Below are 21989 nucleotides of genomic sequence, written 5' to 3'. Positions count from 1 at the left end.
CTTTTAAATATTATTTTTGTGCGGCTATACGAACTTATAAAAAATCACTTTACAAAAGAGAATAGAAGCGATTTATTTAAAGTAACTTTATCCCAATGACACCACAAGACTCATTCTACATGCAACGCTGTCTGGAATTGGCCAGCCATGGATTAGGAAGCACTTTTCCCAATCCCTTGGTAGGCTGTGTAATTGTTCATAATGGTCTTATCATAGGTGAAGGCTGGCATCGCAAAGCTGGTGAACCCCATGCAGAAGTTCTTGCCATTGCTTCCGTTAAAAACGAAGCATTGCTCCCTGAAAGTACCATTTATGTAAGCTTGGAACCCTGCAGTCACTATGGAAAAACACCTCCTTGTGCAAACCTAATCATTGCAAAAAAAATAAAAAAAGTAGTTATTGGTACCATAGACCCATTTGCCAAAGTTGCAGGGAATGGCATACAACTATTAAAAGAAGCCGGTTGTCAGGTAACCCTAGGCGTCTTAGAAGACAAATGCAACCAATTAAACAAACGATTTTTTACATTTCACACCAAAAAGCGACCTTATATTATCCTAAAATGGGCACAAACCCAAGATGGTTTTATCGCTCCCATGGCTGAAAAAAGGGAGAACAACCCACAACCTTTCTGGATTACCAATCCGTATTCAAGGCAACTTGTGCATAAGTGGAGAACAGAAGAAGCTGCCATTCTTATAGGAACCCGTACTGCTTTGGAGGACAATCCAAAACTAAATTCCCGATTATGGAAGGGCCATCATCCCGTGAGGATCATTATTGATCGGCACCTACGAATTCCAAAGAACTATAACGTTTGGGATGGAAGTGTAAAGACCTTATTTATTACCGAAAAAACGAATACTCCTCTCACAAAAAACACCTATTTTCATACCATTGATTTTTCTAAACCACTGGCCACACAAATTTGTGACATTGCCTACGAACATCACCTACAAAGCCTTATTATAGAAGGAGGAACACAAACACTGAATACCTTTATAGAAGAAGCGCTATGGGATGAGGCACGTGTTTTTACTGGAGAAAAATTTGAAAAGAAAGGAGTTCCAGCACCTAAAATTCAACAAGTACCTGACCATCAGACATCACTACTAAACGACCAAATACACCATTACTATAATACATGATTAAACATCTCATTTTCGATTTTGGTGATGTATTCATTAATCTCGACAAGGCCGCTACCTTGCGTTTATTAACTTCAGAAATAACTGATTTTCAAATTACTGAAGAAATGACTCACATCAATGCGGACTACGAAAAAGGACTCCTAACAACTCCGGAATTTGTCTCCTATTACGCTAAACTATTCCCCTGGGTTTCCAAGGCGTATTTGGAAAATGCTTGGAATGCCATCATCCTTGATTTTCCAGAAAAAAGATTAGAATTCATTGAATCCCTTGCCGCCAAAGGAACTCATAGATTATTTTTATTAAGCAACACCAATGAGCTTCATATAGAGAAAGTAATTGCCAATATGGGAGAAGAGCGATATACCCGATTTCAAAACTGTTTTGAAAAATTCTATTTATCACATCAGATCCACCAACGCAAGCCTGATTCATCATGCTATCAATATGTTTTAACTGAAAATAATCTTAGGCCGGAAGAAACATTATTTATTGATGACACTTTTGAAAATACCCTTGCAGCCTCTGAACTTGGAATCCATGTTTGGAATCTTACTCCAGAACTTGAAGACATTACCACCTTATTCGACCAACCCTATTTTTAAATCATGCTATTCTTACTTTTAAGCATTGTTTTCAGCACCGTCCTATTTGTTATCTTCAAAATATTCAAACATTTTGAGATCAACATACTACATGCCATTATTGCTAATTATTTTACGGCAGCATCCTTAGGATTCATTTTCGCAGGAAATACCATTCCAATCACCTCTTTACCTCAACAAGATTGGTTCCCTTGGTCTGTTATGCTAGGGTTATTGTTTATAAGTGTGTTCAACTTACTGGGCATTACTACTCAGAAGTCTGGGGTATCGGTAGCTTCTGTTGTTTCCAAAATGTCACTGGTCATTCCAGTTATTTTAGCATTTATACTTTATAACGAGCAAATCACACTTATTAAAAGTATTGGAATTATTTTAGCCTTATCTGCCGTTTACTTAACTTCTAAAAAAGAAAATGGAAGTCTGGATTCATCCAAAACAAATTGGCTTTTTCCTTTGCTATTATTTATTGGAGCGGGAACCCTTGATGCTCTTTTAAAATATATCAATCTACATTTTGTGGACGCCTCGGAGATGGATATATTTTCGGCCAACACCTTTTTATCAGCTGGCTGTTATGGAGTACTATTCCTATTGATAACATACATTAGAAAGAAATTCACCCTAAAACCAAAGAGCATCATCGCAGGTGTTTGTCTTGGAATTCCAAACTACTTTTCCTTGTATTACCTTCTAAAGGCACTCGATATTCAAGGCCTTGAAAGCTCGGTGGTATTTCCAGTTAACAATGTCGGGGTAGTAATCTCTTCAACCCTTATAGGACTTATCGCATTTAAAGAGACTACCTCATTGAGAAATTGGATTGGAATTATTTTTGCTATTATTGCGATTCTATTAATGACCCTTTTTTAAATTTTGCAGCATACAGATACATATAAAACCATCGACCTACCTACCGAAGAAGTCCTATTTAAAGAAAAACACAGTAAATTCTTTGGATATGTTTTTCCTATTCGAACCGAAGAAGAAGTAAAACCCATATTAGACGCCATTAAAAAGCAGCACCATTCAGCTAGACATTGGTGTTACGCCTGGCAACTCGGTGTAGAAAACCAAATACAATATAGAGCTAATGATGATGGTGAACCAAACAACAGTGCTGGAATGCCTATTTACGGTCAAATCCAATCATTTGAAATCACCAATGTTTTAGTTATAGTGGTTCGATACTTTGGCGGTATCAAATTAGGGGTAGGAGGACTCATTTCCGCCTACAAAAATACAGCCCAAATGGCCCTTGAACAAGCCGACATTGTTGAGAAAACTCTGAATGTGACTTTTGAAATAAAATGTGACTACAAAGACCTCAACAAAGTCATGCGGATTTTAAAAGAACACCAGCTACCCATCCTATCTCAACAAATGGAAATGGACTGCACCCTACGTACAGAAATTAGAAAATCTGATGCCGAACAATTCGAAAATCATTTAAACCAATTATACGAGATTACCTTTAAAAAACTATAGTCTCTAATGTATCCAGAATATAATCTGGACACTTCATTGGTCTTCCTGTTTTCATATTTATAAATGCTAAAACCGTATGAGCAGTAGCTACAATTTCACCCTGTTCATCAGTGATTTCATAATCAAAGGCAATACGTACTGAAGGCATTTTTGCAAGGGTAGTTTTCACCTCAAGCACCTGATCATATGTAGCCGATTTTTTGTAAAAAATTTGCAAAGAAACCACAGGAAGCATTACTCCAGTTTCTTCCATTGATTTGTAGGAAACTCCTAGGTTACGCAACCACTCTACTCTTCCCATTTCTAGAAATTGCGCGTAATTCCCATGATAAACCACGCCCATCTGGTCTGTTTCGGCATATCGAATTCTTACATTTATTATATGACTTCTTCCCACTTTGTAAGTATTTATTTATTGTTAAGAAAATGTAAAAAAATTAAATCTGGTATGAGAAAAAAAAATCGTATATTCAATATCATTTTAATTTTTTTTATTAAAAATTTGTTCACATATTTGTTCATCTCAAAAGATCATGCTGGCATATCAATTGTCCGCATTTTTTCTAACCTAATAAACTAAAAAAACCTTACGAGAAATATGACTGTAACTGCGCAATCGGTTTGGGATAACTGTCTAGCTTTCATAAAGGATAACATCCAACCACAAGCTTACAAAACTTGGTTTGAACCTATCAAGTCTGTAAAGTTAACCGATAACGCATTAAGCATCCAAGTTCCTAGTAAATTTTTTTATGAATGGCTTGAAGAACATTACGTCAAGTTATTGAAAGTTGCCCTTACCAAAGAACTTGGAGAAAATGCTAAGTTAGTATACATCATTAAGATGGAAAATACTTACGGTAACAAACAACCCTTTACGGAGAAAATTCCTAGCTCTAATAGAGTAGCCATGCCGGCTCAAGAAGTAGATGTTCCCGTAAAACACAAAAATCCTGAATTAAAAAATCCTTTTGTGATTCCCGGCATCCGAAATGTCAAAATTGAATCACAACTGAATCCTAATAATAACTTTGAAAATTTCCTGGAAGGTGATTCCAACCGTCTTGCACGCTCCGCTGGATTAGCTGTAGCGAATAAACCTGGAGGTACCTCATTTAACCCCTTACTAATTTTTGGTGGCGTTGGACTCGGAAAAACACACTTAGCTCATGCTATAGGTGTAGAAATCAAAGACAAATACCCTGAAAAGACTGTTCTTTACATTTCAGCTGAAAAATTCACTCAACAATATATTGAATCGGTAAAGAAAAATACACGAAATGATTTCATCCATTTTTACCAGTTAATCGATGTACTTATCATAGATGATGTGCAGTTCTTCTCTGGAAAATCTGGTACACAGGACGTGTTTTTCCACATATTCAACCACTTGCATCAAAACCACAAACAGGTTATCCTTACCTCAGATAAGGCACCAGTAGATATGCAGGATATTGAGCAGCGTTTATTATCACGTTTCAAATGGGGGCTATCAGCTGAATTACAGACGCCAGATTATGAAACACGTATTTCCATCCTTAAAAACAAACTCTATAGAGATGGTGTGGAAATGAGTGATGAAATTGTTGAATACGTTGCTAAAAACATCAAATCAAACGTTCGAGAGCTCGAGGGCGCTATTATATCCCTTATAGCCCATTCTTCCTTTAACAAGAAAGAAGTCACTCTTGAACTAGCAAAACAAATTGTAGAGAAGTTTGTCAAAAATACAAAGCGTGAAGTGTCTATCGACTACATCCAAAAAGTAGTGTCCGATTATTTCCAAATGGATGTATCCACACTACAGTCAAAGACGCGAAAGAGGCATATCGTGCAAGCACGCCAATTAGCCATGTTTTTCGCTAAGAAATTCACCAAAGCATCTCTGGCCAGCATTGGATCACAAATTGGGAAACGAGACCACGCTACCGTACTACACGCCTGCAAAACAGTCGACAATCTCGCAGAAACAGACAAACAGTTCAGAAAATATATTGAAGATTTAACCAAAAAGTTATCGCTCTAAACGATAACTTTTTTTACATAATGCCATGGCAAAAGTTAAAATACTGATGGTCTGCTTAGGTAACATATGTCGCTCTCCACTTGCTGAAGGCATCCTACAGTCCAAATTAAGTCCTGAAAATTTCACAGTTGATTCAGCAGGAACAGCAAGTTATCATATTGGAAAATTGCCCGACCCGAGATCCATAGCAGTTGCCAAAAAAAACAATATTGACATCACCCATCAACGTTGTAGACAATTTACTAAAAATGATTTTGATGTCTTTGACTATATATATGCTATGGATGTTAGTAATTACAAAAATATTATAAGGTTAGCAGAAAGCGAGGATCAAAAAGCTAAGGTTCGCCTCATTCTGAACGAGGTTGACACACTAAGTAATTCTGAGGTACCTGACCCTTACTATGGAGGTGATGATGGATTTGACACTGTTTTTACTATGCTGGATATGGCATGCACGACAATAGCCGATAAATTACAACAAGAAAGCCACTGATGTCACAAGGAAAAGTATACCTGATCCCCACAACCTTAGGAGAAAATAATCCCATGGAAGTTCTTCCCATTACCATAAAGGAAGTCATCCTTCAATTAAGGCATTTTATTGTTGAAAATGAAAAAACTGCAAGACGGTTCATCAAAAAAATAGCTCCTGAACTACCTCAGTCTGAGTTACAATTTGAACTCATCAACAAATTTACAGAAGCACATCAAATTCCAGCGTATCTAACCCCATGTATGGAAGGTGTTTCCGTTGGAGTAATCTCTGAAGCTGGTTGCCCTGGAATTGCTGACCCTGGAGCCGAGGTCGTTAAAACAGCTCATGATAAAAATTTGGAAGTGGTTCCTCTAGTAGGACCTTCCTCCATTTTACTAGCTCTAATGGCCAGCGGAATGAACGGACAAAGCTTTGCCTTTAACGGCTATCTCCCAATTGATAAGAATGACCGTAAGCAGGCTTTAAAATTCTTTGAAAAAAGAGCTAAAGAAGAAAAGCAATCCCAACTCTTTATCGAAACCCCATATCGAAATGATAAATTGGTGGAAGAAGTCCTTCAGGTATTACAATCCGACACCCTTTTATGTATAGCCTGTGACTTAACCCTACCAACCCAATACATCAAAACAATGTCAGTGGCGGCATGGAAAAAACACAAAGTATCTCTCCATAAAAGACCTGCCATATTTATTATACATAAGAACTAAAAAAAGCCTTCTGTGTAAGAAGGCTTTTTAATCATAATTTTGCGTCTTTCCGAGCTGCAATGGATGAGAGATCATACCCGCCGAATTTCTTCATATAAAAGCGAATACTTGTTCCATTGGCATCTTTAAAACCATTGGCTCCCCAGCTTCGTAAATAGGACTTAACACTTCCAGCTCCACCTAAGTGTGCGGCTGCTAAAATCCCAGATTCCGTTACAAGTACTCCATTTACCGTTTTACCTGTATACTTTTCAATTTCTTTTCGCAACACCCATTTATTTCGCTCAAGACTCGCTTTCAATACGCGTTCTTGCAACTCTGGGTTGTTCAAAAATTCTGCCGTACTCTTTACTCCAAACAGACGTAGGGTAGCAGCACCAAATTGGTACTTCCCCATATATCCATAATCATTAACAATAAAATAATTACCTCGGGATTCTCTATATCCCAAAGCCTCTTTGAATCCCATATAGGATTTTCCAACCATAGGAGGCGCAGGCCTCACTGGAATTTCCTCCTGAGGAAACACCATAGCCAACAATGGTCCATCAACCAATAAATTTTCATGAATGCTTACCTCACGAACAGAGGTAAAACCAAAAGAAACAAGTACGAATACAGCAACTAAAATAAAATATTCTAATATGCTTTTTCTCATAAAATTTGATTTCTTTAAGACTTACAAATGGCATGCCAATTTGCTTAAAATTTCAGCGTGCAAAGATAATCAAATTTTTAAATACTGAAAATCAACTTGTTAAAGTGTAGTTAAATCGGTTGAAATGCATTTTTTAAACTAAAAATAATACGTTGTTAACGTCTGATATTCTGCCTATTAACCCACTGGATATAGTGTTGTCTATTGGCATTATGTTGCGCCAAATTTTTAGCAAACATATGGTATCCAAAATTCTTTACATCCGCCACAAAATAATAATAATCATGTTTTTCTGGAGTCAAAACGGCTTCAATAGAAGAAATATCCGGCATGGCAATGGGGCCTGGAGGAACGCCCGCATATTTATAGGTATTATAAGGGGAATCGATTTCTAAATCCTTAAATAATACCCGTTTAATCACCGTATCATAATTCCCGGTTTTCTCCTTTATCGCATAAATAACGGTTGGATCTGCTTGTAAAAGCATATTAGTTCGTATACGATTAAGATACACACCCGCTACTCTAGGTCGCTCATCTACCTTGGCTGTTTCTTTCTGAACAATCGATGCCAAACTAATAACCTGCATAGGTGTCATTTTTAGAGCTTCTGCTTTCTGTACACGTTCTGGAGTCCAGAAACGCTCGTATTCCACCAACATACGATCTCTGAACTGGGCAGCTGATGTATTCCAAAAGAACTCGTAACTATTTGGTAAATACATCCCAAGCGCCGTTTGTGTAGTAAATCCGTTTTCTTTCAGAAAGGCGGTATCTCTAAACACCTCAAGTAGTGCCACACTATCAGCCTCAATTTGGGTACTGATACGTCCAGCTAAACGCGCTAAGGTTTCTTGATTATTAAAGGATACTCGTACTGGCATGTTCCCACTGCGCAATGTATTCACGATATCATTATTGCTCATTCCATGCTTTAGTGCATATTTTCCAGCCTTTATATTAGAAACATACCCCTTTCGTTTGGCTACAGCTACAAAACTGTTTAGGTCTTTTAAAAGTGGTTCTAATTCTTTTTCAACCACATTAAAGCTAGCGCCAGTGGGTATATAAATAAAGGCCTGTTCATTAGCAAATGCAGTGTTGGGTGCAAAAATGGCGTTGTAAATCTTATAAACCACTACTCCACTAACCACTAAACCAATCAAAGCGATGGCTAAAACAATTTTTCGTAAATACATAATTAAGGGGCTATTTTTTGAAATATTAATTCATCCATAAAGGTACCGTTTTGAAAAAGCCATTCTTTTCTTGTTCCGGTATGTAAAAAACCAACACGGGTAAACAGACGTATACTGGGATTGTTATCTGGAGTAATATGAGCAAACAACTGATGTACTTGTAAATGAGTAAAGGCAAACTCACAAAGTAATTCAAGAGCCTCAGTACCTATCCCTTTACTATGATGAACTGTGTCCACAACGATCCCAACCCCAGCTCTTTTATGCTTCGGATCAAAATCATACAAGTCGATAAGTCCCACCAATCCGTGAGTGTGGGAAACAATAGCAAGGCGTAACTGCTTTACTTCATAAATATCTTTATAACTATTCTTAAGGTATTGCTTAAGTACATAACGAGAATAAGGAGTCTGGGTCTCACTTACCTGCCAGATCGTTTCATCATTCTCAAGCTTGTATAAAAAATCAATGTCCTCGGGTTCGAGAGCACGTAAAAAAAGCTGTTTACCTTTGAGTGTTACCATGATATCTCACCTTTATAAACAAAAGTTGCAGGCCCTGTAAGCCACACATCAGTATACCTATCATCTAATGGGTTAAACCTTACTTTTAAAACACCACCAGGGGTTTCTAAAACCACCTCATTTGAGGGGGTCTGCTTGCTATAATTCATAGCAATAGCTACGGCTGTTACTCCCGTTCCACAAGAATAGGTTTCATCTTCAACCCCTCGTTCATAGGTACGAACTGTAAAGGTAGAAGTATCCTTCTTCTCTACAAAATTCACATTACTCCCCTCCTTAAAATAAGGAGCACCATAACGAATAGAAGCTCCTGTTTCTTTTACATTCATAGCTCCTATTCCAGACACCATTTCAACATGATGAGGAGAACCTGTATTTAAAAACCAATGCGATTTATGAGTTTCAATTTTGGAGACATCCAACATTTGCAAACTAACATTTCCGTCTTCATGAATGGTTGCATGGTGCTCCCCATCAGTGGCAATAAATGTCGTTTTGTCAGTTATTATTCCCAATTGCTGAGCAAACGCCACCAAACACCTTCCTCCGTTTCCACACATACTACTTTGATTACCGTCTGCGTTGAAATACACCATTTTAAAATCATAACCTGGGTCATTTTCTAAAAGAATCAAGCCATCTGCTCCTATCCCAAAGCGGCGATCGCAAAGTTTTGCAACAAGTTCGACATCCTCCTTTGGAAAAAATAAGGTACGGTTATCGATCATTACAAAATCGTTTCCGGTACCCTGATATTTATAAAATAACAAACTCATACTACATAATCTTTGTGACAAAGATACAATTTGGCATAGTATTTTCTGCTGTTAAACTGCCGTTAAAGTTGTAATTACAACGAAATAAAGAAATAATTTTAAATGTTAAAATTGTCGAATATAAAATGGTAATACTATGAAAAAACATGTTAGTTTGATTTTTGCAGGAGTTTTAGGGGGAGCCATTTCCTTAGGAGCTTACTCCTTATTATTTCAAAAAAATACATACATCATTGGAGACGAAACAAAACCTTCAGTGGTTACCACCAATTTTGGTAATGCTCCAGCCTTAAATCTAAATGAAAATCAATTTGTGGAAGCTGCCGAAAAAACGGTACACAGTGTTGTCCACGTAAAAAATGTTTCTGTCTCCAGAGAACCAGCTACGATTTTTGATTTCTTTTATGGATCAGGAGGACGTGAACGTGCACAAATCGGTACTGGATCAGGGGTAATTATTACTCCGGACGGGTATATTGTAACAAACAATCACGTAATTGCCAATGCCTCACAAATTGAAATTACACTCAATAATAATAAAATATATAAGGCTGAATTAGTAGGAACAGATCCAGCCACTGATATTGCTTTATTGAAAGTAGATGCGGACGAAAAGTTACCGTATCTTACCTTTGCGGACTCTGATAATACCCATATAGGTGAATGGGTCCTTGCAGTAGGTAACCCATTTAATCTAACGTCTACTGTAACTGCCGGTATTATAAGTGCCAAAGCACGTGATTTAAGCGGCTCTAGCGATAAGACTCAGTCCTTTATTCAAACAGATGCCGCAGTAAACCCCGGAAACAGTGGTGGCGCCCTTGTAAATACGAATGGTGATCTCATTGGTATTAACACAGCTATTACATCACAAACAGGTTCCTATGTAGGGTACTCATTTGCGGTCCCAAGTAATATCGCTAAGAAAGTAGTAGAAGATATTATCGAATTTGGGAATGTACAAAAAGGTGTTTTAGGAGTACGAGGTAGTGAACTTAACTCACTTAATGCAGAAAAACTAGGTGTAAAAGAAAGTGAAGGATTCTATGTAGGAGGCGTTGATGAAGGATCTGGAGCTGATAAAGCGGGTATTAAGGAAGGCGATATCATCAAAAAACTTGACAACATTAAAATTTCAAAATTCTCGGATCTATCGGGATATATAGCATCCAAACGTCCAAACGACGTTATAAAAGTAGCCATAGAACGTGATGGAAAAGCGCTCACCCTTCCAGTGACCCTGTATAAAAACGAAACCTATCGCATTAATGGACTAGGTCTTGAGGTGAAAAATTTAAGTGATGCGGATAAAAAATCATTTAAAACTAAAAATGGGGTGAAAATTACCCAGGCATCTAGCTTCTATACAACCAATAATATAGAAATGGAAGGCAAAGTTCTAGTAGCCATAAATGACAGAGAGATTAAAAATGTAGATGATGTCAAGAACATCATGGACAATTTATCTCAAAACAACAGGAATACACTGGTTCTTATCAATAAAAACGGCGAACGAGAGCGGTTCATCTTTTAATAACTTTTGATTATCAACATGTAAAACCTCCCAGTGGGAGGTTTTTTTGTTACAAAAGTTTTACGAAAACGTTTGAAATATATACTTTTGCCGAAAATTTGTAAAAAACAACACGACAAACTACATGAGCAATCAAAAAAACTACGAAAAAGAACTGGCTTTCCAAGCCGATCGACGCAGGGCTTCGGTAGAGTTCATTAAAATTGTGAGCGATTTATGGTACGATAAAGCCATAGAACTGGTTTTCTTCAGAAATCAATTAATCGACAGCAATGTAAGTGACATCATCAATCTGCACGAATATGCGGCAGAATTTGTACAAAAGCCAATTTCTATTTTCGATACAGTAGAAATTGCTCAAGCTATTAAATCGCTAGATTTACCGCCTGCCAAGTTGGACATTGGTAAACTTACCTATGAATATCACTTAGAGGACACCAAATACAATGACTCTAAGGCCTTTGTTATTGACAAACTAAAGGACGCAAAAAAGACAGATGACCTACAACCTAAGGATGTGGTATTATATGGCTTTGGTCGAATTGGTCGTTTATTAGCCCGTGAATTAATGCTTAAAACAGGTCGCGGTAATCAATTACGTTTAAGAGCTATCGTAACTCGCGACAAAATTACTGCTGACAGCCTTGAAAAAAGAGCTTCATTGCTACGTTACGATTCTGTACATGGTGATTTTCCCGGGACTGTAGGTATCGATACGGAAAACAAAGCCCTTATTATTAACGGCACCACTGTACATATGATTTCTGCAGGAAATCCGGAAGAAATTGACTATACAACATACGGAATAAACAATGCCCTGGTTATTGACAATACAGGAGCCTTTAGAGATCATGAAGCGCTTAGTCGTCACCTTACCTCTAAGGGGGCCGATAAAGTTTTATTGACTGCTCCTGGAAAAGGGGTTCCTAATATTGTTCATGGTGTAAACCATTTAGAGTATAATCCAGATGAAGTTTCTATTTTTTCTGCAGCTTCATGCACCACTAACGCCATTACCCCGATCCTAAAAGTAGTTGAGGACTCATTAGGTATTGTAAAAGGGCATTTAGAAACGATCCACGCCTATACCAATGATCAAAACTTGGTTGATAATATGCATAACAAGTACAGACGTGGTAGAGCGGCAGCTTTAAATATGGTAATCACCGAAACTGGAGCAGGTAGTGCAGTTGCAAAAGCCTTACCTACACTTACAGGTAAACTTACATCCAACGCCATCAGAGTACCCGTACCTAATGGCTCACTAGTTGTACTAAACCTTGAGACAAGCACACCAACTACTAAAGAAGGTATCAATACCATAATGAAAAAATATGCGCTGGAAGGAGATCTTGTGGAGCAAATAAAGTATTCGTTAAATAATGAATTAGTGTCTTCAGACATTATTGGCACCAGCGCACCATCGATTTATGATAGTAATGCTACCATTGTATCAGAAGATGGTAAAAGTATTGTACTATATATTTGGTATGATAATGAATACGGGTATTCACACCAAGTTATGCGTTTAGCCAAGTATATTTCTAAGGTAAGACGTTACGCTTATTACTAGAAAACCACCAACACTATTCTATAATTTCCCATAAAAAGCTCCGATTTCTGGAGCTTTTTTATTTAGGATACAATATGGTATCTTTGTGTGCGTTAGTGTTAGCATAATATAAACATTCTTAGTCATTCGTTCCATGGAAAAAAAAATTTACATCCTTACCCTACTTATTACTCTCTGCCTAACTACAAGTGTATTTTCACAAGAAGAAACCACGAATCCTAACCCTTCCATTTCTGAACAATTTGACATCGCTTACGACAAAGCCAATAACTATCAAGACTATAAAGTAATAAAAAAGAGTGTATTTCTATCCTTAAAGAAAAACACCCAAGATAGCCTAACCACCCTAAAAAGGACGCTTAAAGAAAAACTAGCTATCCTTGATAAAAACGACGAAGAAACCAACTTATTAAAAAACGAAATCACCACTCTTAAAAGTGAACTTGAAATCGTTAACAATGAAAAGAAAAGTGTAAGCTTCTTTGGGACCCTTATCAGCAAAACTACCTATGCCTTTATCATGTGGGGTATTGTTATTGTACTTGCCCTTCTTCTAGGGGTGTTTATCTATAAATTCAGAAACAGTAACAGCATAACATCTGAATCTCGTAAAGCGCTTGAAATACTCGAGGCTGAATACGAAGAACACAGAAGAAACTCTATCGAAAGAGAACAAAAAGTCCGCAGACAACTTCAAGACGAAATCAATAAAAACAGGGAGTCTAAAAAATAGCATTATCTTTGCCGCATAAATAATGTGGTATGCGCATCGACATCATAACGGTACTTCCCGAGCTCCTAAAAAGCCCTTTTGAGGCCTCAATTCTTAAACGTGCAATTGAAAAAGGACTGGTTGAAGTACATTTTCACAACCTACGTGATTATGTAACAGATAACTATCGTCAAATTGATGATTATCAATTTGGAGGTGGCGCTGGCATGGTTATGATGATCGAACCTATTGATAAATGTATAAGTGCATTAAAGGAAGAAAGAACCTATGATGAGATCATCTATATGACTCCGGATGGGGTGACTCTTAACCAAAAAACAGCTAATATCCTTTCCCTAAAAGAGAACATTATCATATTATGTGGACATTATAAAGGGGTAGATCAGCGTGTTCGAGATCACTTTATTACCCGTGAAATTTCAATCGGAGATTATGTCCTTTCCGGAGGTGAACTTGGTGCAGCAGTACTCTGTGACACCATCATACGACTACTCCCTGGTGTACTTAATGATGAAACTTCAGCCTTAACTGATTCATTCCAAGATAATTTACTGGCCCCACCAGTATATACACGTCCAGCAGACTATAAAGGGTGGAAAGTACCTGAAATCCTAACCAGTGGGAATTTTCCGAAAATAGAAAAATGGAGAGAAGACCAAGCCTATAAACGCACCTTGGAACGTCGACCCGATCTTTTAAAGGAGTAATCTTTTTTAAATTTTAGGCCATATATATCTTAATATTTATTATTTTTGCATCCGATTTGGAGTAACCTCTGGCGAAGTACGTGAATGTTGCTTTGAAAAAACAATTAATATATAGCAAAATGGAAGCTTTATTAAAATTTGTTCAAGACGAATTCGTAACGAAAAAAGAATTCCCTGAATTCGCAGCCGGAGACACTATTACTGTGTATTACGAAATTAAGGAAGGTGAAAAAACACGTACTCAGTTCTTCAAAGGAGTTGTTATCCAAAGAAGAGGTGCTGGAGCTACTGAAACCTTCACTATCCGTAAAATGTCAGGTACTGTAGGTGTAGAGCGTATCTTCCCTGTTAACATGCCTGCTCTTCAAAAAATTGAAGTTAACAAAAGAGGTAAAGTTCGTAGAGCTCGTATTTTCTACTTCAGAGGACTTACCGGTAAAAAAGCAAGAATCAAAGAAGCAAGACGCTAAGAGTTTTGTTTTCACAAAAGTTCTTAAAAGCACTCAAACTATTGAGTGCTTTTTTTATTCCACACCATCAAGAAAAGTTATTCACAATTGACTGATTTTTAACATTTTATTTCATTTAATTATAGATTGATTTCGTAACTTTAAAGGAGTGGAATTTGGTCTATCAAACACCAAAGTGTTTACGTTCTCAATTTTATTGTTGCTTTTCATTTTTCAGCATAGTAACTAGCATTCAAAATACCCATTCATTTTGTGATTGCTAGCTGCTTTTAACAACGCTGTACCTTCAAGTTAGCATGTTAAACTATGATTCTCGTAGTGAAGATTAGATTACACCGAAAAGTAACATCTTGGAAACATAGTCAATTGATGTTTAATTATGTGTTAATTTACCATGTTTCACTTGAAATAGCCCGCAACAGCAATCAAGGGTTGCCGTTGTGTCGCTCTGTGATACAACATATGTGTTGCAAACTATTTCGCGAAGCCATATCAAAGTACAGTTACATTGATATGGCTTTTTTCATTTATACAATTTTTATCTTTAAATATTTAGAAATTCTCAATAATAGGGCTCCATTTTAACAAAACAACAATTTCGCCCTTCCCCTACCCATTAAGCGCATTCTACTTTAAGGAAGCCTGCCAATTTCGTATATTTGCCTCTCTTTAAACTAATATAACAGCTTATAAACATGATAAAAGCACCGAAAATCATCTATACAAAAACAGATGAAGCACCTGCTCTAGCTACACAATCATTTTTACCCATTGTAAAAGCATATACAGCCTCTTCAGGCATTGAATTTGAAACTAAAGACATTTCATTAGCTGGAAGGATTATTGCCAACTTCCCAGAGCATTTATCTGAATCACAACGTATAGGTGATGCATTAAGTGAACTTGGAGAGCTAGCAAAAACTCCCGAAGCCAACATTGTTAAGCTACCCAACATTAGTGCTTCGATTCCCCAATTGAAAGCAGCCATAAAAGAACTTCAAAGTAAAGGATACAACATCCCTAACTATCCAGATGACCCTTCAAATGATGTTGAAAAGGACATAAAATCACGTTTTGATAAAATCAAAGGTAGTGCTGTAAATCCAGTTCTTCGTGAAGGAAATTCAGATAGAAGAGCTCCTAAAGCAGTTAAGAATTATGCTAAAAAGAACCCACATTCCATGGGTGCTTGGTCCTCAGATTCAAAATCACATGTAGCCACTATGAGCAGTGGAGATTTTCTGTCTAATGAACAATCTATTACAAGCGTTAAGGCAGGAACCATTTCAATAGAATTAATTAAAACAGACAACTCCAAGTCTGTTTTAAAGGCTAACATCCCCGTTCAAGCAGGAGAAGTTGTGGATGCCACAGTTATGTCTAAGAAAAGCTTATTGGCCTTTCTTCAAGAACAAATACATGCTGCAAAAAAAGAAGGGGTGTTATTCTCTCTACATATGAAGGCCACCATGATGAAGGTTTCTGACCCTATTATTTTTGGCCATGCAGTTAAAGTCTTTTTTGCACCCGTTTTTGAAAAATTTGGAGCTCAATTAGATGCAATTGGTGTAGATGTTAATAATGGATTAGGTGATTTACTTACCAAAATACAATCTTTGCCTGAAGCTGACAAAGAGGCTATTGAGGCTGAAATTAAAAACTGCATAGAAAACGGACCTTCATTAGCGATGGTTAATTCAGATAAAGGAATTACCAACCTACACGTTCCAAGTGATGTAATTATTGACGCTTCAATGCCGGCAATGATCCGTAATTCAGGGAAAATGTGGAATGCTAAAGGAGAAGCTGAGGATACCATGGCAGTGATTCCTGATAGCAGCTATGCTGGTGTATATCAAACTACCATTGATTTCTGTAAGAAAAATGGTGCATTTGATCCTACAACTATGGGCACCGTTCCTAACGTTGGTCTAATGGCTCAAAAAGCAGAAGAGTATGGTTCACATGATAAAACCTTTGAAATTCACGATAACGGGACTGTACAAGTAGTAGACCAAGACGGAACTATTCTTATGCAGCACCAAGTAGAGGAAGGTGATATTTGGAGAATGTGTACTGTGAAAGATGCACCAGTTCAAGACTGGGTGAAACTTGCAGTAAACAGAGCCAGAGCCACACAAACTCCTGCCATCTTTTGGTTAGATAAAAACAGAGCACACGATGCCCAACTAATCAAAAAGGTAGAAACATATTTACCAAATTATGATACTACGGGACTTGATATACAAATCTTGTCACCAGAAGAAGCTACGTTATTTACCCTGATTCGTCTAAAGGATGGAAAAGATACCATTTCTGTTACCGGAAATGTTTTACGTGATTACCTTACAGATTTGTTCCCTATTTTGGAAGTTGGAACCAGTGCAAAAATGCTTTCTATAGTTCCACTTATGAACGGAGGAGGCCTTTTTGAAACAGGCGCTGGAGGCTCTGCACCTAAACACGTTGAACAGTTCTTGGAAGAAGGACATTTACGTTGGGATTCACTTGGAGAGTTTTTAGCTTTGGCAGTTTCGTTAGAACATTTAGGGGAAACCTATAATAATCCTAAAGCCTTAGTACTTGCAGAAACCTTAGACGAAGCAACAGGTACCTTTTTGGATAATGACAAATCTCCTTCTCGTAAGGTAGGTGAACTTGACAACAGAGGAAGTCATTTCTATCTGGCAATGTATTGGGCTCAAGCACTTGCTGCCCAAGACAAGGATAAGGCTCTTAAAGAAGAATTTACGCCCATCGCTCAGGCACTTACTGCCAATGAGAAAGCCATAGTGGATGAATTAAATGCCATCCAAGGAAAACCAGTGGATATCAAAGGATATTATTTCCCGGATGAACTGTTAACATCACAGGCCATGAGACCAAGTGCTATCTTCAATAAAATTATTGAGAAAGCCTAATCTTGGTTATACTAATATACAGAAAGCCCCTCTATGGGGCTTTTCTTATTTTCAGGTGTTTATATTTAACATTTCTTTGAATGTTAAGCCTTACTTCTTAGTTATTTTTGTGACTATAAACATTCATTATACTATTGAATCATATGGGTATTCGAAAGATTATGTTTCTTACATTTATCTTCATTACAGGAACTTTTTTCACCATTTCTGCTCAGGAGAGATTTACACTTAGTGGAGTAGTTAAGGCTTCTTCAAGTAATGAAAACTTAATTGGAGTTTCTATTGTGGTGAATTCTTTATCCCTTGGAACTACCACCAATGAATACGGATATTATGCCCTATCACTTCCCGCTGGTGATCATAAAGTGTGGATTAGCTACTTGGGATTTTCCGATAAAGTCGTTGAAATAACGTTAGATAAAAATAAAAAGCTCGATATATTACTTGATGAAGCTACGGAACAACTTGAAGAAGTTGTCGTAAGTCAAAATTCAGAGCTACTCAATGTGAGAAAACCTCAGATGAGTGTAAATGTGCTCAACACTAAAACTATAAAACAAATTCCTGCTGTTTTAGGGGAGGCTGACATTGTAAAATCTATTGTTTTACTCCCTGGGGTGAGCAATGCCGGTGAAGGTTCTTCAGGTTTTAATGTCAGGGGTGGTGCCGTGGATCAAAACCTTATCCTTCTAGACGAGGCCACTATCTACAATTCGTCTCACCTATTTGGATTGTTTTCCATTTTTAACCCCGATGCCATTAAAGATCTTAAACTATACAAAGGAGGTATACCTTCAAGATATGGAGGCCGTGTATCCTCCGTACTTGAAATTTACCAAAAAGAAGGGAACAGTAAAGAATTCAAGGGAAATGGAGGAATAGGTGCTGTAGCCAGTAGACTACTTCTTGAAGGTCCCATTGCCAACGAAAAAAGTTCTTTTCTAATAGGTGGTCGTGCCAGCTATGCCCATTTATTTCTGAAAGCAACCGGTAATGACAATTCTGCCTACTTTTATGATTTAAATACAAAACTTAATTTCGAGTTGAACCCTCAGAATACGATTTACCTTTCAGGTTACTTCGGCAGGGATGTTTTCAATATTTCAGAGAGCTTTATAAATTCCTATGGTAATAGCTTTGTGAATATGCGTTGGAACCATCTTTTCTCTGAAAAGCTATTTTCAAACCTTTCACTCATTTATAGTGATTATTACTATGGATTGGAGCTAGACTTTGTTGGTTTTGAATGGAACTCAGGTATTAAAAATTTCAATGCCAAATACGACTTCAAATACTACCTATCCAACAAGCTACAAATGCAATTTGGAGTGAACAACCATTATTACTTATTTAATCCTGGTGAAATCAAACCTAATAGAGATGATTCAGGTATCACCTATAAAAAATTGACCGATAAATTTGCGAATGAAGCTTCAGTCTATATCGACATTGAACAACAATTAGGAGATCATTTATCGATAAGCTACGGTACACGATTGAGTCAATTTAATCGATTTGGTCAAAAGGAGATATACAACTATGCAAATAACCATGCTGTGGTATATAACCAAAGTCTGCAACAATATCAAAGTGCAACCCCTACTGACACAATTGCAATCTCAAATAAGAAGACTACCCATAAATTTTCAAATTTAGAACCACGTCTAGCTATTTCGTATGCCTTAAATGATAACACATCTATTAAGGCAAGTTATAACCGTATGACACAATATTTACATCTTATTTCCAATACGAGCTCTCCTACTCCGCTTGATGTTTGGACACCAAGTGACAACTTTGCAAAACCACAGTTACTAGACCAATTTGCCGTAGGTTATTTTAAAAATATTGGAAGAAACTATACTATTGAAACCGAATTATTCTATAAAAAAATTAAAAATAGAATTGACTATATAGATGGTGCTGAACTCATAGCCAACAACGCAATTGAACAAGTAATACTTCCTGGTAAGGCAAGGGCTTACGGCTGGGAACTTTTATTGAAAAAAAATATGGGAAATCTAACCGGATGGATTGCCTACACCCTATCAAAATCAGAACAGCGAACCCCGGGGAGAAATTCAAACGAACCTGGTATTAATAATGGACAGTGGTATAACACTCCTTATGATAAAACCCATGATGTATCAGTTACTGCCAACTACAAGCATAGTGAGAAATGGACCTTTGGTGGGAATTTTATTTTTCAAACTGGTCAACCAACCACCTATCCCATTGGTCAGTATACTTTCCATGGGATGACAATTCCTATCTATGGACCTCGTAATGACAATAGGTTACCTAGCTATCATAGACTCGACCTTTCCGCTACACTAACACCAAAAAAGAACGCAACAAGGAATTGGGATGCAGAATGGATTTTCACGATCTATAATGTGTACAATAGAAAAAATGCCAATAGTATATCCTTTAGGGAAAATCGTGATTTAAATCGAAATGAAGCGGTAAAACTTTCACTTTTTGGAATAATCCCTGCCGTTAGTTACAATTTTAAATTCTAGTAGTATGAAAAAGTATATAGTTAGTATCCTTAGCCTTCTTTTATTCAATTCTTGTGAGGAAGTAATTGAATTAGAACTACCAGAAGGAGAACCAAGACTAGTAATAGAAGCCGTTATAAATAAATCGATTTCAGCCCAAGCTGAGTATGAGAACTACGTGCGCCTTTCTCTAACCGCTCCCTTTTATGAAAATAACAATCCTGCCGTAAGTGATGCCAGTATACAACTCACCGGAAGTAATGGATTCGTAGTTAATTACTTTGAAACAGGTGAACCAGGGGTATACCTACCCGAGTTTTCTTTTGCACCTGCAGATGAGGAGCAATATACACTTAACATCATTTATAATAACGAAACTTATCAAGCTGTTACAACGCTTGTGAAAGGAACACATCTTACAGGCATAGAACAAGGTGACAGCAGCCTATTTGGAGAGGAAGAAACTGAGATAATTATAAGCTTTACGGACAACGGAGATCGAGAAGACTATTACCTTTTTGATTTAGGCTATGGCCTTTATTTTACAAGTAAAGATGAATTTTTCAATGGTCAAGATTTTTCATTTTCATACTTTTATGAAGATTTAGATCCGGGTGATAACGTCAATGTGAACCTTATTAATGTCACAAAAGATTTTTATACCTACATGAGTATATTAATATCACAAAGTGGTATTAATGGTGGCAATCCATTTGCTGCAATACCAGGTACTGTAAAAGGCAATTTTAATAACCTAAATACACCTTCACGTATTGCTTATGGATATTTCCGAATATCTGAAGTAGATAGAGCGTCATTAATAGTAGAATAATTTGTAATTTTATTCTATGAATTTTACCAAGACCACAGAAGCCGATTCATATTACGAACATTTAGAAAACATGTCCGTAGGAGCTATATTATCCAATATTAACAAGGAGGATAAAACGGTTCCCTATGCGGTAGAAAAGGCATTGCCTCAAATTGAAAACCTAATTAATGAAATAGTGCCCAAGCTAAAATCTGGAGGTCGACTATTCTATATAGGAGCAGGCACAAGTGGTCGTTTGGGAATAGTAGATGCCTCAGAATGTCCACCTACCTTTGGTGTAGATCATAATGTGGTAATCGGCCTAATTGCCGGAGGCGATATTGCCATTAGAAAAGCAGTAGAATTTGCTGAAGATAGCACCACACAAGGCTGGGTTGATTTAAATGGATACCAAATTTCAAAAAATGACGTAGTCATAGGGATAGCAGCATCAGGTACCACGCCCTATGTAATTTCTGCCTTGGATCAATGTAATGCGCATGGGATCACTACTGGTTGTATCACCTGTAACGAAGGAAGTCCATTAGCACTTACGGCTCAATTCCCTATTGTGGTGATTGTGGGCCCTGAATTTGTCACAGGAAGTTCACGGATGAAAGCAGGTACTGCACAAAAGTTAGTACTAAATATGATTTCTACCACCTGCATGATACAATTAGGTAAAATCAAGGGCAATAAAATGGTGGATATGCAACTTAGCAATGAAAAACTCATTGAAAGAGGTATTCAAATGGTGATGAAAGAAACGGGCCTTTCACAAAGTGATGCACAATCACTTTTAGAGAAGCATAAAAATGTTCGAGACGTAATTAATCTATTCCAGAAAGATGAATAAAGAAAAGGTATATAAAGGAATCAAAACATTAGGGTTTACACTGCTTTTAATGTTTACAGGACCCGTCATTATACATTCAGCCTTTAAAAATCAGGATCATGTTTTGTATATACCAGTTCTAATAGTAGGTATTTCTATATGTATAAGCGCTATTGTTTTAGGCTTCCGAGGAATCAACAAAATGGTTGATGGAATATTTAACAAATAGTCTACTTCACAAACATTAGCCTCACTACTTTACTAGTATACCCTG

At 37.1% G+C, this 21989-nt stretch carries 22 protein-coding genes; 17 read left to right on the top strand and 5 right to left on the bottom strand.

From position 1 onward, the window contains the following. Positions 1-95 precede the first annotated feature (95 nt). Genes ribD through PT603_RS02510 form a run of 4 tightly spaced genes read left to right on the top strand, consistent with a single transcriptional unit; the run spans position 96 to position 3241 of the window. The gene (gene ribD, locus PT603_RS02525) at positions 96-1148 is read left to right on the top strand and encodes a bifunctional diaminohydroxyphosphoribosylaminopyrimidine deaminase/5-amino-6-(5-phosphoribosylamino)uracil reductase RibD (RefSeq protein ID WP_008238700.1); all 1053 of its coding nucleotides are present in this window, start codon (positions 96-98) and stop codon (positions 1146-1148) included. Continuing rightward, positions 1145-1756, top strand: coding sequence for an HAD family hydrolase (locus PT603_RS02520; RefSeq protein WP_008238699.1), 612 nt, complete (start codon positions 1145-1147; stop codon positions 1754-1756). The genes ribD and PT603_RS02520 overlap by 4 nt, the downstream gene beginning before the upstream one ends. 3 nt (positions 1757-1759) lie before the next feature. Next, entirely contained in the window at positions 1760-2626 is an 867-nt protein-coding gene (locus PT603_RS02515) for an EamA family transporter (protein ID WP_008238698.1), read from the top strand. After that, positions 2627-3241 carry a YigZ family protein gene (locus PT603_RS02510; RefSeq protein WP_040488655.1) on the top strand — a complete coding sequence of 205 codons (615 nt, stop codon included), beginning with the start codon at positions 2627-2629 and terminating at the stop codon, positions 3239-3241. Here PT603_RS02510 and PT603_RS02505 read toward each other — a convergent pair. Then, on the bottom strand, positions 3228-3638 hold the full coding sequence (locus tag PT603_RS02505; RefSeq protein WP_081483483.1) for an acyl-CoA thioesterase: 411 nt from the start codon (positions 3636-3638) through the stop codon (positions 3228-3230). The two genes, PT603_RS02510 and PT603_RS02505, sit on opposite strands and share 14 nt — an antisense overlap. A 201-nt stretch (positions 3639-3839) precedes the next feature. On the opposite strand from PT603_RS02505, the gene dnaA reads away from it, so the two are divergent. The 3 genes from dnaA to PT603_RS02490 are packed head-to-tail and all read left to right on the top strand — an operon-like array spanning position 3840 to position 6473. Beyond that, positions 3840-5267 carry a chromosomal replication initiator protein DnaA gene (gene dnaA, locus PT603_RS02500; protein WP_008238695.1) on the top strand — a complete coding sequence of 476 codons (1428 nt, stop codon included), beginning with the start codon at positions 3840-3842 and terminating at the stop codon, positions 5265-5267. A gap of 25 nt (positions 5268-5292) precedes the next feature. Then, positions 5293-5763: a low molecular weight protein-tyrosine-phosphatase gene (locus PT603_RS02495; RefSeq protein WP_008238694.1), complete on the top strand. Its 471-nt coding sequence runs from the start codon at positions 5293-5295 to the stop codon at positions 5761-5763. Further along, positions 5763-6473 carry an SAM-dependent methyltransferase gene (locus PT603_RS02490; protein WP_008238693.1) on the top strand — a complete coding sequence of 237 codons (711 nt, stop codon included), beginning with the start codon at positions 5763-5765 and terminating at the stop codon, positions 6471-6473. Before PT603_RS02495 ends, PT603_RS02490 begins: the two co-directional genes overlap by 1 nt. Before the next feature lie 31 nt (positions 6474-6504). Here the strand turns inward: PT603_RS02490 and PT603_RS02485 are convergent, their stop codons facing one another. From PT603_RS02485 to dapF, 4 genes are all read right to left on the bottom strand, one after another. Continuing rightward, a complete protein-coding gene (locus PT603_RS02485; RefSeq protein ID WP_008238691.1) occupies positions 6505-7131 on the bottom strand; it encodes a hypothetical protein in 627 nt (208 codons plus the stop codon). A 155-nt stretch (positions 7132-7286) separates the two neighbouring features. Beyond that, a complete protein-coding gene (gene mltG, locus PT603_RS02480; RefSeq protein WP_008238689.1) occupies positions 7287-8330 on the bottom strand; it encodes an endolytic transglycosylase MltG in 1044 nt (347 codons plus the stop codon). A gap of 2 nt (positions 8331-8332) precedes the next feature. Then, a complete protein-coding gene (locus PT603_RS02475; protein ID WP_008238687.1) occupies positions 8333-8854 on the bottom strand; it encodes a GNAT family N-acetyltransferase in 522 nt (173 codons plus the stop codon). After that, positions 8848-9630: a diaminopimelate epimerase gene (gene dapF / locus PT603_RS02470; RefSeq protein WP_008238685.1), complete on the bottom strand. Its 783-nt coding sequence runs from the start codon at positions 9628-9630 to the stop codon at positions 8848-8850. The genes PT603_RS02475 and dapF overlap by 7 nt, the downstream gene beginning before the upstream one ends. A 136-nt stretch (positions 9631-9766) precedes the next feature. On the opposite strand from dapF, the gene PT603_RS02465 reads away from it, so the two are divergent. The 10 genes from PT603_RS02465 (at position 9767) to PT603_RS02420 (ending at position 21944) form a co-directional block, all read left to right on the top strand. Next, positions 9767-11164: a Do family serine endopeptidase gene (locus PT603_RS02465; RefSeq protein WP_008238683.1), complete on the top strand. Its 1398-nt coding sequence runs from the start codon at positions 9767-9769 to the stop codon at positions 11162-11164. A 124-nt stretch (positions 11165-11288) separates the two neighbouring features. Beyond that, positions 11289-12737 carry a glyceraldehyde-3-phosphate dehydrogenase gene (locus tag PT603_RS02460; protein WP_008238681.1) on the top strand — a complete coding sequence of 483 codons (1449 nt, stop codon included), beginning with the start codon at positions 11289-11291 and terminating at the stop codon, positions 12735-12737. A gap of 133 nt (positions 12738-12870) precedes the next feature. Further along, a complete protein-coding gene (locus PT603_RS02455) occupies positions 12871-13470 on the top strand; it encodes a hypothetical protein (protein WP_008238680.1) in 600 nt (199 codons plus the stop codon). A gap of 29 nt (positions 13471-13499) precedes the next feature. After that, on the top strand, positions 13500-14177 hold the full coding sequence (gene trmD, locus PT603_RS02450) for a tRNA (guanosine(37)-N1)-methyltransferase TrmD (RefSeq protein WP_008238678.1): 678 nt from the start codon (positions 13500-13502) through the stop codon (positions 14175-14177). 119 nt (positions 14178-14296) lie between these two features. Then, entirely contained in the window at positions 14297-14647 is a 351-nt protein-coding gene (gene rplS / locus PT603_RS02445; protein ID WP_008238676.1) for a 50S ribosomal protein L19, read from the top strand. Positions 14648-15342: 695 nt separating this feature from the next. Continuing rightward, complete coding sequence (locus PT603_RS02440; protein ID WP_008238674.1) at positions 15343-17568, top strand: NADP-dependent isocitrate dehydrogenase; 2226 nt, start codon at positions 15343-15345, stop codon at positions 17566-17568. Between the two features lie 143 nt (positions 17569-17711). Further along, a complete protein-coding gene (locus tag PT603_RS02435) occupies positions 17712-20090 on the top strand; it encodes a TonB-dependent receptor (protein WP_008238672.1) in 2379 nt (792 codons plus the stop codon). Positions 20091-20094: 4 nt separating this feature from the next. Next, on the top strand, positions 20095-20901 hold the full coding sequence (locus tag PT603_RS02430) for a DUF4249 family protein (protein ID WP_008238671.1): 807 nt from the start codon (positions 20095-20097) through the stop codon (positions 20899-20901). A 16-nt stretch (positions 20902-20917) separates the two neighbouring features. Beyond that, on the top strand, positions 20918-21736 hold the full coding sequence (murQ, locus tag PT603_RS02425) for an N-acetylmuramic acid 6-phosphate etherase (RefSeq protein ID WP_008238669.1): 819 nt from the start codon (positions 20918-20920) through the stop codon (positions 21734-21736). Continuing rightward, positions 21729-21944 (top strand): DUF6095 family protein, encoded by a 216-nt coding sequence (locus PT603_RS02420; protein WP_008238667.1) that lies wholly within the window; start codon positions 21729-21731, stop codon positions 21942-21944. Before murQ ends, PT603_RS02420 begins: the two co-directional genes overlap by 8 nt. Positions 21945-21989 lie beyond the last annotated feature (45 nt).

The organism is Imtechella halotolerans (genome assembly GCF_028743515.2).
GTDB classification, from domain to species: Bacteria; Bacteroidota; Bacteroidia; order Flavobacteriales; family Flavobacteriaceae; genus Imtechella; species Imtechella halotolerans.
This window is presented reverse-complemented; position numbering and strand designations above follow the sequence as displayed.

What these genes read in the sequence shown, in the direction of transcription:
- PT603_RS02420 (WP_008238667.1), top strand. Translation starts at nt 21,729, where the DNA reads ATGAATAAAGAAAAGGTATATAAAGGAATCAAAACATTAGGGTTTACA.
- murQ (WP_008238669.1), top strand. Translation starts at nt 20,918, where the DNA reads ATGAATTTTACCAAGACCACAGAAGCCGATTCATATTACGAACATTTA.
- dapF (WP_008238685.1), bottom strand. Translation starts at nt 9,630, where the DNA reads ATGAGTTTGTTATTTTATAAATATCAGGGTACCGGAAACGATTTTGTA.
- PT603_RS02430 (WP_008238671.1), top strand. Translation starts at nt 20,095, where the DNA reads ATGAAAAAGTATATAGTTAGTATCCTTAGCCTTCTTTTATTCAATTCT.
- PT603_RS02520 (WP_008238699.1), top strand. Translation starts at nt 1,145, where the DNA reads ATGATTAAACATCTCATTTTCGATTTTGGTGATGTATTCATTAATCTC.
- dnaA (WP_008238695.1), top strand. Translation starts at nt 3,840, where the DNA reads ATGACTGTAACTGCGCAATCGGTTTGGGATAACTGTCTAGCTTTCATA.
- ribD (WP_008238700.1), top strand. Translation starts at nt 96, where the DNA reads ATGACACCACAAGACTCATTCTACATGCAACGCTGTCTGGAATTGGCC.
- PT603_RS02455 (WP_008238680.1), top strand. Translation starts at nt 12,871, where the DNA reads ATGGAAAAAAAAATTTACATCCTTACCCTACTTATTACTCTCTGCCTA.
- mltG (WP_008238689.1), bottom strand. Translation starts at nt 8,330, where the DNA reads ATGTATTTACGAAAAATTGTTTTAGCCATCGCTTTGATTGGTTTAGTG.
- rplS (WP_008238676.1), top strand. Translation starts at nt 14,297, where the DNA reads ATGGAAGCTTTATTAAAATTTGTTCAAGACGAATTCGTAACGAAAAAA.
- PT603_RS02435 (WP_008238672.1), top strand. Translation starts at nt 17,712, where the DNA reads ATGGGTATTCGAAAGATTATGTTTCTTACATTTATCTTCATTACAGGA.
- PT603_RS02460 (WP_008238681.1), top strand. Translation starts at nt 11,289, where the DNA reads ATGAGCAATCAAAAAAACTACGAAAAAGAACTGGCTTTCCAAGCCGAT.
- PT603_RS02490 (WP_008238693.1), top strand. Translation starts at nt 5,763, where the DNA reads ATGTCACAAGGAAAAGTATACCTGATCCCCACAACCTTAGGAGAAAAT.
- PT603_RS02475 (WP_008238687.1), bottom strand. Translation starts at nt 8,854, where the DNA reads ATGGTAACACTCAAAGGTAAACAGCTTTTTTTACGTGCTCTCGAACCC.
- PT603_RS02495 (WP_008238694.1), top strand. Translation starts at nt 5,293, where the DNA reads ATGGCAAAAGTTAAAATACTGATGGTCTGCTTAGGTAACATATGTCGC.
- PT603_RS02465 (WP_008238683.1), top strand. Translation starts at nt 9,767, where the DNA reads ATGAAAAAACATGTTAGTTTGATTTTTGCAGGAGTTTTAGGGGGAGCC.
- PT603_RS02440 (WP_008238674.1), top strand. Translation starts at nt 15,343, where the DNA reads ATGATAAAAGCACCGAAAATCATCTATACAAAAACAGATGAAGCACCT.
- PT603_RS02515 (WP_008238698.1), top strand. Translation starts at nt 1,760, where the DNA reads ATGCTATTCTTACTTTTAAGCATTGTTTTCAGCACCGTCCTATTTGTT.
- trmD (WP_008238678.1), top strand. Translation starts at nt 13,500, where the DNA reads ATGCGCATCGACATCATAACGGTACTTCCCGAGCTCCTAAAAAGCCCT.
- PT603_RS02485 (WP_008238691.1), bottom strand. Translation starts at nt 7,131, where the DNA reads ATGAGAAAAAGCATATTAGAATATTTTATTTTAGTTGCTGTATTCGTA.